At 46.5% G+C, this 13,311-nt stretch carries 11 protein-coding genes; 3 read left to right on the plus strand and 8 right to left on the minus strand.

Features of this window, described 5'->3' with window-relative positions; translation table 11 throughout:
* The first annotated feature begins 556 nt into the window (after positions 1-556).
* Together purT and LPH68_RS01350 are read left to right on the plus strand one after the other, a co-directional pair.
* Positions 557-1,723: a formate-dependent phosphoribosylglycinamide formyltransferase gene (gene purT, locus LPH68_RS01345; protein ID WP_055234794.1), complete on the plus strand. Its 1,167-nt coding sequence runs from the start codon at positions 557-559 to the stop codon at positions 1,721-1,723.
* Between the two features lie 20 nt (positions 1,724-1,743).
* On the plus strand, positions 1,744-2,214 hold the full coding sequence (locus tag LPH68_RS01350) for a GNAT family N-acetyltransferase (RefSeq protein ID WP_055234622.1): 471 nt from the start codon (positions 1,744-1,746) through the stop codon (positions 2,212-2,214).
* A 174-nt stretch (positions 2,215-2,388) separates the two neighbouring features.
* Here LPH68_RS01350 and LPH68_RS01355 read toward each other — a convergent pair whose 3' ends face one another.
* From LPH68_RS01355 to LPH68_RS01375, 5 genes are all read right to left on the minus strand, one after another.
* Positions 2,389-3,540, minus strand: coding sequence for an acyltransferase (locus LPH68_RS01355; protein WP_055234624.1), 1,152 nt, complete (start codon positions 3,538-3,540; stop codon positions 2,389-2,391).
* A 93-nt stretch (positions 3,541-3,633) separates the two neighbouring features.
* Positions 3,634-4,197 carry a Crp/Fnr family transcriptional regulator gene (locus LPH68_RS01360; RefSeq protein ID WP_230296837.1) on the minus strand — a complete coding sequence of 188 codons (564 nt, stop codon included), beginning with the start codon at positions 4,195-4,197 and terminating at the stop codon, positions 3,634-3,636.
* Between the two features lie 45 nt (positions 4,198-4,242).
* Positions 4,243-5,637: an acyloxyacyl hydrolase gene (locus tag LPH68_RS01365; RefSeq protein WP_151923356.1), complete on the minus strand. Its 1,395-nt coding sequence runs from the start codon at positions 5,635-5,637 to the stop codon at positions 4,243-4,245.
* Between the two features lie 34 nt (positions 5,638-5,671).
* Positions 5,672-6,295, minus strand: coding sequence for a chloramphenicol acetyltransferase (locus LPH68_RS01370; protein ID WP_151923355.1), 624 nt, complete (start codon positions 6,293-6,295; stop codon positions 5,672-5,674).
* 153 nt (positions 6,296-6,448) lie between these two features.
* Positions 6,449-7,966, minus strand: a complete 1,518-nt coding sequence (locus LPH68_RS01375) for a DUF4301 family protein (RefSeq protein ID WP_015531024.1) — start codon at positions 7,964-7,966, stop codon at positions 6,449-6,451.
* 106 nt (positions 7,967-8,072) lie between these two features.
* Here LPH68_RS01375 and LPH68_RS01380 point away from each other — a divergent pair, with 106 nt between their 5' ends.
* A complete protein-coding gene (locus tag LPH68_RS01380; RefSeq protein ID WP_004316962.1) occupies positions 8,073-10,289 on the plus strand; it encodes a bifunctional (p)ppGpp synthetase/guanosine-3',5'-bis(diphosphate) 3'-pyrophosphohydrolase in 2,217 nt (738 codons plus the stop codon).
* Between the two features lie 103 nt (positions 10,290-10,392).
* On the opposite strand, the gene LPH68_RS01385 is transcribed toward LPH68_RS01380, so the two are convergent.
* The 3 genes from LPH68_RS01385 to LPH68_RS01395 all read right to left on the minus strand — a co-directional run bounded on the left by LPH68_RS01385 (position 10,393) and on the right by LPH68_RS01395 (position 13,293).
* Positions 10,393-11,550 carry an MFS transporter gene (locus LPH68_RS01385; protein ID WP_004316963.1) on the minus strand — a complete coding sequence of 386 codons (1,158 nt, stop codon included), beginning with the start codon at positions 11,548-11,550 and terminating at the stop codon, positions 10,393-10,395.
* An 8-nt stretch (positions 11,551-11,558) separates the two neighbouring features.
* Positions 11,559-12,380, minus strand: coding sequence for a 3-methyl-2-oxobutanoate hydroxymethyltransferase (gene panB, locus LPH68_RS01390; RefSeq protein WP_004316964.1), 822 nt, complete (start codon positions 12,378-12,380; stop codon positions 11,559-11,561).
* 265 nt (positions 12,381-12,645) lie between these two features.
* Positions 12,646-13,293 carry an HAD family phosphatase gene (locus tag LPH68_RS01395; protein ID WP_008639975.1) on the minus strand — a complete coding sequence of 216 codons (648 nt, stop codon included), beginning with the start codon at positions 13,291-13,293 and terminating at the stop codon, positions 12,646-12,648.
* Positions 13,294-13,311: the final 18 nt, after the last annotated feature.

Here is a 13,311-nt window from a genome sequence, read left to right on the forward strand (position 1 = left end):
TTATAATTTGTCGTTCGATAACACTTATTAGACTAATAATAGCTACAGATTGACCAATTTAGGCGAATTTAGACTACAAATCAATAGCAAAATAGATTTTGAGATAATAATATATCAATAAACCGGATTTTCGCGTCCAGTTTCCTTTCTCTTTGTTTTAAATCAAGGATTTAGCCGTAATACAAAATAGTAGCACAGACAACTAGTTTTGTGCTCGAACACAGCGAACGCTGTTTTTTCATGTTTTCCTTAAGAAAGTTTAAAGCCGTATTTTCTATTTTTCTACGATCCATTTCTCTATATTTCGCGTCTCCGCACTAAAATTCACAGCAATTTTCAGGAGGTTCTGGTTGTCTTTTTCAAGGATACGCTTTTCAACTAAAGAAAACACCAAATCCTGCACGAAAGTTTTTCATGCAGGATTTACATTGCACCTTATATTATATAGAAGACTATTCCTTATTTATATAAAAGAGAAATATAATCAACGCCTATACAATTATTATCTCATTTTTTTGCTGTAATTTTGCACCACTAATATAAAACACTCAAAATGATGAAGAAAATACTGTTACTCGGTTCCGGAGAACTAGGAAAAGAATTTGTAATTTCAGCTCAACGTAAAGGTCAACACATCATTGCCTGCGACTCATACGCGGGAGCACCTGCTATGCAAGTGGCTGATGAATTTGAAGTATTCGATATGCTGAACGGTGAAGAACTGGAGCGTGTCGTAAAGAAACACCAGCCGGACATTATCGTTCCGGAGATTGAAGCGATCCGCACAGAACGTTTGTATGACTTCGAAAAAGAAGGCATACAGGTAGTGCCCAGCGCCCGTGCCGTGAACTTCACGATGAATCGTAAAGCTATCCGCGACCTTGCCGCCAAAGAGCTCGGACTGAAAACAGCCAAATACTTCTACGCCAAAACATTGGACGAACTGAAAGAAGCTGCCGCTAAAATCGGTTTCCCTTGTGTCGTTAAACCGTTGATGTCATCCTCCGGTAAAGGACAGTCGCTGGTGAAGAGTGCCGACGAACTTGAACACGCCTGGGAATACGGATGCAGCGGAAGCCGTGGCGATATCCGCGAACTTATCATTGAAGAATTTATCAAATTCGACAGCGAAATCACCCTGCTCACCGTTACTCAAAAGAACGGCCCCACCCTGTTCTGCCCCCCTATCGGACACGTGCAGAAAGGTGGCGACTATCGCGAAAGTTTCCAGCCTGCACACATCGATCCTGCTCATTTGAAAGAAGCGGAAGAGATGGCAGAAAAAGTAACCCGCGCGCTGACAGGCGCAGGACTTTGGGGAGTTGAGTTCTTCCTAAGCCATGAAAACGGAGTCTATTTCTCCGAACTTTCTCCACGTCCGCACGATACCGGCATGGTGACTTTGGCAGGAACACAAAATCTGAATGAATTTGAATTGCACCTGCGTGCCGTGCTCGGTCTGCCTATTCCGGGCATCAAGCAAGAACGGATAGGTGCAAGTGCCGTCATCCTCTCTCCGATTGCCAGTCAGGAACGCCCTCAATATCGTGGACTGGAAGAAGTGACCAAAGAAGAAGATACCTATCTACGTATATTCGGCAAACCGTTTACACGCGTCAACCGTCGTATGGGTGTGGTGCTTTGCTACGCTCCGCTCGATACTGATTTGGATACGTTGCGCGACAAGGCTAAGAGAATTGCAGAGAAAGTAGAAGTTTACTAAATAAGAAATTTAGAGATAAGATGAATAGAATCCGCCAAGTAAACCTGTCTGATATTCCAGCACTACAAGAGCTATATCAGCATACAGTTCTGACTGTGAACCGAAAAGATTATACAGCCGAAGAAGTAGCAGACTGGGCTTCGTGCGGAGACGATACATCACATTGGGGTGAGCTTTTCGAAGAGCAACATTATGTGGTTGCAGAAAATGAAGAAGGTGTGATTGTAGGCTTCGGCTCTGTCAACGATGACGGATATATGCACACGCTGTTTGTCCATAAGGACTTTCAGCATCAAGGCATTGCGACATCTTTGTATAAATATCTCGAAGCATACGCACGAGAAAGAGGTACGAAAAGATTAACATCGGAGGTTAGCATCACAGCAAAACCGTTTTTCGAGAAACAAGGTTTTCAGGTTGATGAAGAACAAAAACGGAAAGCTAATCAAATGTGTCTCACCAATTATAAAATGAGCAAGCAACTCTATTAATCTATATCGTTTCACATCTAAAATGCAAAGACATAGAATCAGTCTCATTTACTGACGAAGAGAAACTTATTCTATTGATAAAAAACTCCAACCAATGCGACTTTATCCGCCACTTGGTTGGAGTTCTTTTTTTAGCTTTATGAAATGTTTTTCAGATGCATAACAATGAAACTATCATTTTTTACTCAAGAAGCGTTTAGCCAAATACTTACGTATCGGTTCGTCATACAGTTTCAGGCACAGATAAGCAAGCACGATACTCAAGACAAAGACGCACACGGCTACGTGCCAAGTCTCGCCCAACGTATAGAGCTTATTCTCAATCAGCCATGCATAGAACAGATACATCAACGGATAATGGATCACATAAACCGGATAGGATATATCCCCCAGAAATTTGCATATCTTTGTCGATTGCACGTCCGTAGTGGTGCCCGACGCTCCTATCCAAAGAATGATAGGGAAAGCCACAATCACACAAAACGCTTCATAAACACCATTCATGCAAAGCGGCTCCATTCCTTCGAGATAAGGAACAGCGAACAGGGCAATCAATGCAACGGTACAGATCCAGAAAGCACCTCTCACCTTCATAGGCTTGAAGTTACGCGACATCAGCATACCCAGCGAAAAAGGGAAAAGCATACGTAGGGAGCCGCCCAGGAAGTTAACCCCGTCCAGCGTCCAGCCCACTCCTATGTTTCCATAAGTGGAGACATTGAAGACGGCAAACGCTGCCAATGCTACCCCCAGCAACACCACAAATACCGTCAGCGCCTTGTTGGACAAGCGGCGGATGAACAACGCATACAGGATATTACCGATATACTCGAAAAATAACGACCAGCAAGGGCCGTTCAACGGAAACATCTCACCATTGCCACGAACTTCATATCCCACCCCCGGCATGGCAGGAATGAAGAATATCGTGCAAAGAAGAGACAACATAATCATGGAGATGGCTACATGCGTTCCATCCCATTGCACACAACCCTGAATACAGAATGTGATAGCCCCCAATACGGCACCCATAACGACCATCGGATAAAGACGTATCAAACGGCGTTTAAAGAAATCTTTCATGGTGAGACTCTTGCCCCAACGGTCGTCATAAGCGTAACCGATCACGAAACCCGAAAGGATAAAGAAGAAATCCACGGCAAGATAACCGTGGTTGAGAGTCTCGATATTGCCACCACCGGCAAAAGCATAGCCCTCGAATACATGATACCATATCACCATAAGAGCCGCTACACCGCGAAGTCCGTCAAGAAGATCATAATGTGCTTTGGTGTCTGCAAAGGCTGAAGAAGAAATGTTCGACATCTGTTTTTCTATTAGTTAGTATTTTCAGATGGCAAAGATACGCTTTGCGAAACGAAGTTCTTTTGCTTAAAAGCAAAAAAGCCCTGCCGAAAACTATTTTTTAGCACGTACCCGACTAAGCGTGTAGATGGAAATGCCCAAAAAGGCAGCCACATACTTCAGCTTCACCCGGTTTATCAGTCCGGGATAGCGACGGTTAAACTGTTCGTACCGCTCTTTAGGCGAAAGCTGGAGCCGTTCCACAAACATGTGGCTAAGCTCTTTGTTGACATTCTGATGCAAGATGCGCCCCCAGTTGGCTATGTCGATATAGGTTTCGTAGAGCATATTCGGCTTGTCGATATGGATGACGTAGATTTTGCAATCGGAAAGCGTTTCAATGCTCTCCACCGACGGTTGCTGATAGTAGAGCGAATCCATGCCGAACGTAATGTCGCCTTCCAGCGTGAACCACGTAGTAGTGTCCTGTCCGTTGTGATGGAATACGGAACGGGCAATGCCCTCTTCAATGAAATAAACCAGGCGGTCTGTTACCCCCGACTGGACGATATAGGTATCTTTAGGATAATATCGCAGTTCCATATTCGCCTGAAGCGCCTGAAGCGCTTCATCGGATACCGGATAGATTTCTCTGATTTTTTGAATAATGTTTTCCATTTTGAGATTCCTTACTTGATTCGACAGACCACCGGACGGACATTTCTAATGACGCACCTTAGGATACTTATTATTGAAACGGAATCCCAAGCCGAGCATCAGATAATTAGGTGTCTGAAAGTTTTGGAGATTGTAACCGATGTGAAGGAAAGAGCTACGTGTCATGTCTATCTTCAACGCAAAGACCTGATATAGCCCCCGCAAATCGCCACGTCCCAGCACATTCGTTCCCAAACCGACACCGATGGTGAAAAACGGCATTACATACTCCGCCCGTCCCGAAAGTCCGAGAGCAAGCTGATGCTGAATGCCCGGCACAAGAAACCTGCGTCCGGAAGTGCCGCTGCCTCCATCGTAATCGTACTCCACAATCCGGTCTTCGGTGTACACATTGGCACTACCGTCATAAACACCGTCCAGCGAGACGCCGAATCGCAGCTTATAGTTGAGGTTGTACATCGGGGCAAAGTTGAATCCCGCCACGGGGTAACTGCCCGGCGAAGCTATCTGCTTCCCGCTTTCTACGTACACACCTTTCCGTCTCCACGAGCCGAACAACACAAGGTCGTAACTGATATGACGGGGAAAACGGGGAATATACGGCTTGACCAAGGACTTGGTCAGGTCGGATTCTTCACGGTTGAAGTTGTACACCAGACCGATTTTCGCTCCGGTGGTGTTCACTCCTGCGTTGGGGAATTTAGTGTTGCCGTTGGAGAAATGCGTAAAATCTCCGCCGATGATAAAATCGAAATAACGGGAAAGCGACCAATTGAGGTAGATACCTGCATTGAGATACGCGTTCACCCGTGAGCCTACCGCTCCGTTGTAGGAGTTGTAATCGTTATCGTATGGTTTCCATCCGGCAGAAAGGCCGAAATTCCACTCGTAATTGAGCGAAAGATGGGGATTGAAACGGGCGATGCGTGCGCCCTGAAAGACGTAGAACGTCACCGGATCACCGAGTTGCTTACGGTCGCCAAAGGTGGTGACGGCCAAGCCGAAGCCTTGGTAGGCTCCGCCGTAGATACGGTCGGCACAGGTGTTGGGACGAAACTTGAAGGAATATTTCAGATGAGCAGCAAAGGAACTTTGGATGGGCTTCCACCGTTCGTTCTCTCCTTGCAGGAAAGGATTGGTGGGGAACACATATTGCGGCCGGGCTTCTATCCCCAACCGGTGAATGAACCGATGGGGAACGTAAGGAGCTACCGTGTCCATGCCACATTGCGGGAAACTGTTGCGCCGGAATCCATGAAGTTCGTCCTGCAATCGACGCACTTCTTCACGAAGTTCGCGGACGTCCTGCTGGAGTTGCTCCACGTCTTGCCTGACCTCTTTCACCTCCTGCCCCACTTCTTGTGCGCACAGCGAAGCAACGGGGAAAAGCAAGGCGGAACAGAATAGGATGATTTCCCGTCTGGGTATCTTTACTCTCATATCATAGTCTGGTTAGTCTTTTTCAGAACGAAGTTTATAAATGGAGCTTCTCGATAAACTGCGCTACATGATAGCCATCCATCAATCCATGATGGCAAGTGACGGAAACGGGCATCATCAGCCTTTCTCCTTCGCGGAAGTATTTACCGGTGGAGATTTTGGGAACGCTGTCGCCCGAACGCATATTGGTGGGATGCTTCATATCGGTGAAAGAGAGCCACGGCACAGCCGAATAATGAATGGCGTTGGGATGAAACGTACCTCCTTTGTTGAGTCCCGTAGTGGCTTGCAGGCGTTCCATCTCGGCTTTTGCCCGACGAATAAAGACGAGTTCGTCCGGATCGTATTCAAAAGCGGCAAAAGAAAAGGTGTGGTCGGCACGCCCCACAGTGGCTTCGGGCAGAAGACTGTCATAACACACCACTCGATTGCCTTCGATGCGGTAGCGGAACTCTTCCACGGCAGCCGCGGCAGTCACGATGCGGTGAAGGACGAGCAGGGAAAAGGAAACGCCTTTGTCTTTGGCTTCCTGATACGCGCGCGTACAATCTACGTTGACCGTCACTCCAAAAAAAGGATCGTCAAAAGCACTGAAATGTTCGTAATGTTCTCTTCTCTTCCAAGTAGCAATATCGATGTTCTTCTCTATCTGATTCATTCTAAACACTCTTTTTTAAGTTTCACCACAGATTACACGGATTAACACAGATTGAATTCGGATGCATCCTTTTTTCTTTTTATATCTCAACCATTATCGGTAATTAAGAATCTGTGTTAATCCGTGTAATCTGTGGTGAACATAGATATACAATTACTGATGTTGCTCACGCAACAAGTCATTCACTGTCTTCACCGGGTTAAAGGTAGAAAGAGGAACTTCTACAAAGACGGTATTCCAGTCGCTCATCGCACCATTCCACAAACCGGGAAGTTCGAGGGCTTTCAGGTCTTTACCGTTCTTCGATTTGTAGGAGATGAAGCCGGTGGCTTTATCTACATATTTCACCAGGTCGAATTTATGTCCTTTATAATCACGCACAGCGCATACGAGGTCTACCGGATTGAAGTGCGTACCCTTCTCGAACATTTCTTTCTTCTCCGGATCGTCCATGTCGATCTGCGAGCTTTCGAGGATTTGCAGGGAGATGGTTCCGTCGCTATTGTAAGCAAGGAACGGACCGCCGCCGGGTTCGCCTACGTTCTTCACCATTCCGCAGACACGCATCGGACGGTTGAACTTGTTTTTAAGGTAGATAGCCAATACGGAGTCTTCGAGGTCTTTTGTTTCCGGATTCTTGCAGAAGAGTTTCTTTTGCAGGAATTGAAGCATTTCCATCATCTGGTCGTGCGTATACTTGCCGCTGTCGAGCAGCGTGAGGTATTCGAATACTTGTTTTTGCAGGGTCACGAGCACTCCGGCAATCAGTTTCTTATACGTAACGGTGTCGGCTTTCAAACGGTCGGGCACTACGTTGTCGATGTTCTTGATGAAGATGATGTCTGCGTCCAAGTCGTTCAGGTTCTCAATCAGCGCGCCATGACCACCGGGACGGAACAGCAGTTTGCCGTTGTCGCGGAACGGTTGGTTGTCCATATCGGCAGCAATGGTGTCGGTACTTGGCTTCTGCTCGGAGAAGGTGATGTAATAGTCTACGCCGTAACGTTTGGCGAAGTCGTCCACTTTTTCCGTCACGAGCTTCTTGAAAAGTTCGCGGTGTTCGGTAGACACGGTGAAGTGTACGTTCACTTTGCCGCTCTTGCCGGCTGCATACAGAGCGCCTTCGGCAAGATGTTCCTCCATCGGAGTGCGGGAGCCTTCGGGATATTTATGGAATTTGAGCAGACCTTTCGGTAGTGCGCCATAGTTCAGTCCTGCAGTCTCCAGCAGGGCGGACACCACTGCTTTATAGTTGCCTTCTTCCATCAGTCCGGGAATGTCTTTTCCGGAGATTCGCTGACAGGCCACATTCAGATCGTCATAGAAAGCAAAATTCTTGATTCCGTCAAAGAAGGCCTGCTCGAACTTGGTAGTCGGCTGGTCATAATCGGCGGACAGAAACTCGAATAGATTCTTAAACATACGACTTGCAGCACCGGAGGCAGGCACGAACTTCACAACAGTCTTATCTGTGTTTGTATATGCATCCCAGGCGGCCAGATAAGCCTTCTGTTCTTCTGCGTCGGGAGCTAATATGCCCTTTTCGATGGAAGCTGCCGCATCCAGTTTTAAAAAGGGAAATCCCGTCTGGAAGCATGCTAATTGTTCTGCAATTTGCTCTTCCGTGATGCCTTTCTTGGCAAGCAACTCTTTGTCCTGTGTCGTTATCATAATATCTAATTTTATTAATTGATGCCCAAAAATACAAAATGTTATTTACTTCTTGCCGAATAACCGGAAAAAAAACTACTTTTACATCGAATTAACAAGATTGAATATGGACGACTTTTTTACATTGGAGGAAAAAAAGGAGCTTTTTTCACTCTATCGACATTTATTGCAGTCTGCCGGAGACAGTATTTTCTGGAGAGATTGCCAAAAGTTAAAGAAACATCTTATCAAGGCGGCCCAATGTAACGGTCTGCAACGCAATAACTTCGGGATGAATCCCGTTATCAGAGATTTACAAACAGCAGTGATCGTTGCCGAGGAAATCGGTATGAAAGGTTCGTGCCTGATCGGGATCATGTTGCACGAAATCGTGAAAGGTCATGTATTATCTATCGACGAGGTGAACGCCGAATATGGTGAAGACGTGGCAAGCATCATCAAGGGATTGGTGAAGACGAACGAGCTGTATGCCAAAAGCCCTGCCATCGAGTCGGAGAATTTCCGTAATCTGCTGCTGTCGTTTGCGGAGGATATGCGCGTAATCCTGATTATGATTGCCGACCGCGTGAACGTGATGCGCAAAATAAAGGATACAGGCAACGAGGAGGACCGGATCAAGGTGGCAAACGAAGCAGCGTATCTGTATGCTCCGCTGGCCCACAAGCTGGGATTGTATAAGCTAAAATCGGAACTGGAGGATTTGTCTCTCAAATATACGCAGAAAGAGACATATTATTTCATCAAGGATAAGCTGAACGAAACGAAGGCTTCCCGCGACAAGTATATCGCCGCTTTTATCGAACCGATCCAAAAGAAGGTGGCGGAAGCGGGACTGAAGTTCGACATCAAGGGACGCACGAAGTCGATTCATTCGATATGGAACAAGATTCAGAAGCAAAAGACTCCTTTTGAGGGGATTTATGACTTGTTCGCCATCCGTATCATCCTGGATTCGGAACCGGATCCGGCGAAGGAGAAGCAGGAGTGCTGGCAGGTGTATTCGATTGTGACGGATATGTACCAGCCGAACCCGAAGCGTCTGCGCGACTGGCTTTCAATACCGAAGAGTAATGGTTACGAGTCGTTGCACATCACCGTGATGGGCCCGGAAGGGAAATGGGTGGAAGTGCAGATACGTACCCGACGGATGGACGAGATCGCGGAACGCGGACTGGCTGCGCACTGGAGATATAAAGGTATCAAAGGAGAAACGGGCTTGGACGAGTGGCTGACTTCCGTGCGGGAGGCATTGGAGAACGCGGACAACGACTCGATGAAGGTGATGGATCAGTTTAAGATGGATCTCTACGAGGATGAAGTGTTTGTCTTTACGCCCAAGGGGGATTTGTTCAAGCTGGCTAAAGGGGCTACGGTGCTCGATTTTGCTTTCCATATACATAGTAAGTTGGGATGCAAGTGTATCGGCGCGAAAGTGAACGGCAAGAATGTGCAGTTGAAGCAGAAGTTGAACAGCGGCGACCAGGTGGAGATCATGACTTCAAATACCCAGACTCCGAAACAGGACTGGCTGAACATCGTGACGACTTCCAAAGCACGCACCAAGATACGCCAGGCGCTCAAAGAGATGGTGGCACGCCAACATGCGTTTGCCAAAGAGACGCTGGAACGAAAATTCAAGAACCGCAAACTGGAGTATGATGAAGCGACCATGATGCGCCTCATCAAGCGTTTGGGATTCAAGAACGTGACGGAGTTTTATCAACGGATTGCCGATGGCGGACTGGATGTGAACGAGATTCTGGATAAATACATTGAGCAGCAAAAACGGGACAGCGATACGCACGATGAAATTGTTTATCGGAGTGCCGAAGGGTATAATTTGCAAACCGCGCAGGAGGAAACGACATCTAAAGAGGATGTACTGGTGATTGACCAGAATCTGAAAGGACTGGAGTTTAAACTGGCTAAATGTTGTAACCCGATTTATGGCGATGATGTGTTCGGGTTCGTAACGGTGAGCGGCGGTATCAAGATACACCGGTCGGATTGTCCGAACGCGAACCAGATGCGCGAACGTTTCGGCTACCGGATTGTGAAGGCTCGCTGGGCGGGCAAGTCGGAAGGTACGCAATATCCGATCACGCTGCGCGTTGTAGGACATGATGATATTGGTATCGTAACAAATATTACTTCGATCATCTCGAAAGAGAATGGTATCACGCTACGTTCTATCGGTATTGATTCGAACGATGGGTTATTCTCTGGCACACTGACGGTAATGGTGGGTGATACGGGGCGTTTGGAGGCTCTTATCAAGAAATTACGGACGGTGAAGGGAGTAAAACAGGTGAGCAGGAATTAAAGTTAAGACAGAAGAACAAAAGAACATATTTTTGGATACGTATGATGAAAATCAAAAAACAATCATCACTCCTGAAATATGTTCTTTTGTTCTTCTGTCTATTTTATCTTACCTTCTTCTTTATATAATAAGGATAAGTGACCAATACGAAGAACAGCAAAGCGATAGAAGCTACCATCTGTCCGGTATGGAGCATCTTGTCTGTATCCAATTCCATGTAGCACGCAGTAGCGATACCCAGGGAGATACCAACTTCGCTTGCCAACAAATGGGTAGTGTTGGCTGTTCCGCGTTGGCAATGATGGGATAGTTTCACAAATATCATCAGGAATTCCGGCATGGTTAAACCTAAACCCAATCCCAAGAGTACGGAAGAGATGCCTATCGAAAGGTCTGTGTTCAATAAGGACATGGCTACCATTTCCAACCCGATTCCTATAATGACCAAGCGCAGTGTCTTCTCTTTAAAAAAGAACAGGCGCGCGATGAACAGGGAGATAATGTATCCGAGGGTTGTGCCGACAAAGAACGGTACGGGGATTCCCACGTTTCCGAGTACGAAATCGTTTAAGAAAGGGTGTACCATTGGAATCAGTAAGCCCGGAACAAATGTTATCAGAATCAGGTTGATAGCGGGAACCCATCCACGAAGCAATAAGAAGCGGTCGAAGGAATAGAGTTTAGTGACAATCGGCGCACGGAAAGGTACATATACCCCCGATAGCATGAGAATTCCTACAGCTCCGGTTATGACAGATACAGTGAGCAGGTTTTGGAATGAGTGGCTTTGATAGAGCCACACTCCGAGGATAATCCCCAAAAGCATTCCCAGACGTGCCGTCCACGAGAAGCTGACATTTCCCGCGCTCCGCAGTGTGGAGTTGGTGATGTCGATAGCCAAGGTGATACCGGCAGTAGTGCCTATGCCAAAGGCCAGTCCTTGCACGGTACTCAACAGGATTAGTTCTGTGAAGTTCGTCACAAAGGCGTACCCAATCGTCGCCACTACCATCAGGGCAGCGGCAAACATACATACGTATTTACGTTTGTAGGCATCTACCAGGTAGGCATGGAAAGGACCGATAAGGAACATCCCCAAGGTGAAAAAAAGAAAGATTACTCCTGTCTGTGCGGCCGGCACTCCGAGACGGTCGGCCATCTCTACGGAAAGTACCGGAAATAACACATACAAGGATATAAACAACAGCAAATTAGCTACACATATCCGCATAAAATGAACTGTCCACAATTTAACTGCCATATACTATCTTAATATTGTTCCTTCTCGTTGGGGAAGTAGCAATTCTTCACGTCGGAAACGTAACGGCTGATGGCGTCGGTCATCACTGTGTACAAGTCAGCATAACGACGTAAGAAACGCGGACGGAATCCGTTGTTCATGCCAAGCATGTCCTGAATAACCAATACCTGACCGTCTACGTGGCCGCCGGCACCGATTCCGATGATAGGAATAGTGAGTTCGGAAGCTACACGCTCTGCAAGGGTAGCGGGGATTTTTTCGAGTACAATGGCAAAACAGCCTGCTTCTTCCAATAAATGGGCGTCGCGAATCAGTTTGTCGGCTTCGGCTTCGTCTTTGGCACGTACGGTATAGGTTCCGTATTTGTTAATGGATTGAGGCATGAGTCCCAAATGTCCCATCACAGGGATACCGGCGCATACGATACGTTTCACCGTGTCGATGATTTCTTCACCGCCTTCGAGCTTCAATGCGTCAGCGTGACTTTCTTTCATGATGCGGATAGCGGAAGCAAGGCCCTCCATCTCATTGCCCTGGTAAGATCCGAAAGGCATATCAACTACCACCATCGCCCGCTTTACACCACGTACTACGGATTTGGCATGATAAATCATTTGGTCGAGCGTGATAGGTAATGTAGTCACGTTACCTGCCATTACGTTAGAAGCGGAGTCGCCTACCAGGATTACGTCCATTCCCGCACCGTCTACAATCTGTGCCATTGTGTAATCATACGCAGTCAGCATAGATATTTTTTCGCCTCTCTGTTTCATTTCAACCAAGCGATGAGTAGTCACCTTTCTTGTGTCATCTGATATATAACCAGCCATGTCTTTTTAATTTATGATTTATGAATTATGATTTATGTCATTGATGTCTGCGCATTTGGACGCTTTCAAAAATTGCGGCAAAGTTATAACATTTAATTCATAACTGGGAAAGAAAAGCAAAAAATCCTTTCAAATGCTTCGCTTGGATAGTTGGAAGGCATTTGAAAGGATGGGTGGGTCTCACTATTTTTATTTATCTCGGTTGTTTTTCTTATTTCATTTATTAATATAATATAAGTGAGGTAACTATTTAAAAATAATGCCGTTATTTATGGAAAGAGATCATTTTTTCGTATGTCATGCCGGTGAAGTCGTCTATTATATAATGGGCTTTTCCGGTGATGGCTTCGCGTGAGTTGGTGGTGGCAAGTCCGATCACGGTTGCCCCGGAAGTCATGCCGGCTTGTAGGCCGTGGAAAGAATCCTCAAAGACGTAGGAGTTTTCGGGGGTGGCTTCAAAGATTTCCATTCCCAGCAGGAAACAGTCGGGAGCGGGTTTTGAACGGGCAAACATTTCTCCTGTCAGGATGCGGTCTACCATTCCTTTAAATTCGGGATGGGCATTGTAGACGTTGGCCATCTTCTCTTCGTTGGAGCTGGTGACTACGGCTATCTTTGCACCGTTCCGACGAAGATCGGTTATGAAAGCTTCTACTCCGGGGATGTATTCGTAGGACATCTTTTTCTCGTAAACATTGAGTTCAGCGCTTATTTCGAGCTGTGCTTCGGGTTTGTCCGCAAAATACTTTTCATAGATTTGTAATAGCGTCTGTCCCTTGATACGGCGTCCGAAATCTTCTTCATTCAGATATTTCCGTCCTTGCTCGTCCCAAAAAACAGTGTACTGCGTTTCTGTATCCATGATGACACCGTCAAAGTCGAAGAGTGCTGCAATTGTTTTCGTTGTATTCATATTAAACTGTCTTTTTAC

The organism is Bacteroides sp. 1_1_30 (genome assembly GCF_020982715.1).
GTDB lineage: Bacteria > Bacteroidota > Bacteroidia > Bacteroidales > Bacteroidaceae > Bacteroides > Bacteroides xylanisolvens.

Excerpts from the sequence above, each read along its gene's own strand:
- purT (WP_055234794.1), top strand. The coding sequence starts at position 557 with ATGAAGAAAATACTGTTACTCGGTTCCGGAGAACTAGGAAAAGAATTT.
- LPH68_RS01350 (WP_055234622.1), top strand. The coding sequence starts at position 1,744 with ATGAATAGAATCCGCCAAGTAAACCTGTCTGATATTCCAGCACTACAA.
- LPH68_RS01355 (WP_055234624.1), bottom strand. The coding sequence starts at position 3,540 with ATGTCGAACATTTCTTCTTCAGCCTTTGCAGACACCAAAGCACATTAT.
- LPH68_RS01360 (WP_230296837.1), bottom strand. The coding sequence starts at position 4,197 with ATGGAAAACATTATTCAAAAAATCAGAGAAATCTATCCGGTATCCGAT.
- LPH68_RS01365 (WP_151923356.1), bottom strand. The coding sequence starts at position 5,637 with ATGAGAGTAAAGATACCCAGACGGGAAATCATCCTATTCTGTTCCGCC.
- LPH68_RS01370 (WP_151923355.1), bottom strand. The coding sequence starts at position 6,295 with ATGAATCAGATAGAGAAGAACATCGATATTGCTACTTGGAAGAGAAGA.
- LPH68_RS01375 (WP_015531024.1), bottom strand. The coding sequence starts at position 7,966 with ATGATAACGACACAGGACAAAGAGTTGCTTGCCAAGAAAGGCATCACG.
- LPH68_RS01380 (WP_004316962.1), top strand. The coding sequence starts at position 8,073 with ATGGACGACTTTTTTACATTGGAGGAAAAAAAGGAGCTTTTTTCACTC.
- LPH68_RS01385 (WP_004316963.1), bottom strand. The coding sequence starts at position 11,550 with ATGGCAGTTAAATTGTGGACAGTTCATTTTATGCGGATATGTGTAGCT.
- panB (WP_004316964.1), bottom strand. The coding sequence starts at position 12,380 with ATGGCTGGTTATATATCAGATGACACAAGAAAGGTGACTACTCATCGC.
- LPH68_RS01395 (WP_008639975.1), bottom strand. The coding sequence starts at position 13,293 with ATGAATACAACGAAAACAATTGCAGCACTCTTCGACTTTGACGGTGTC.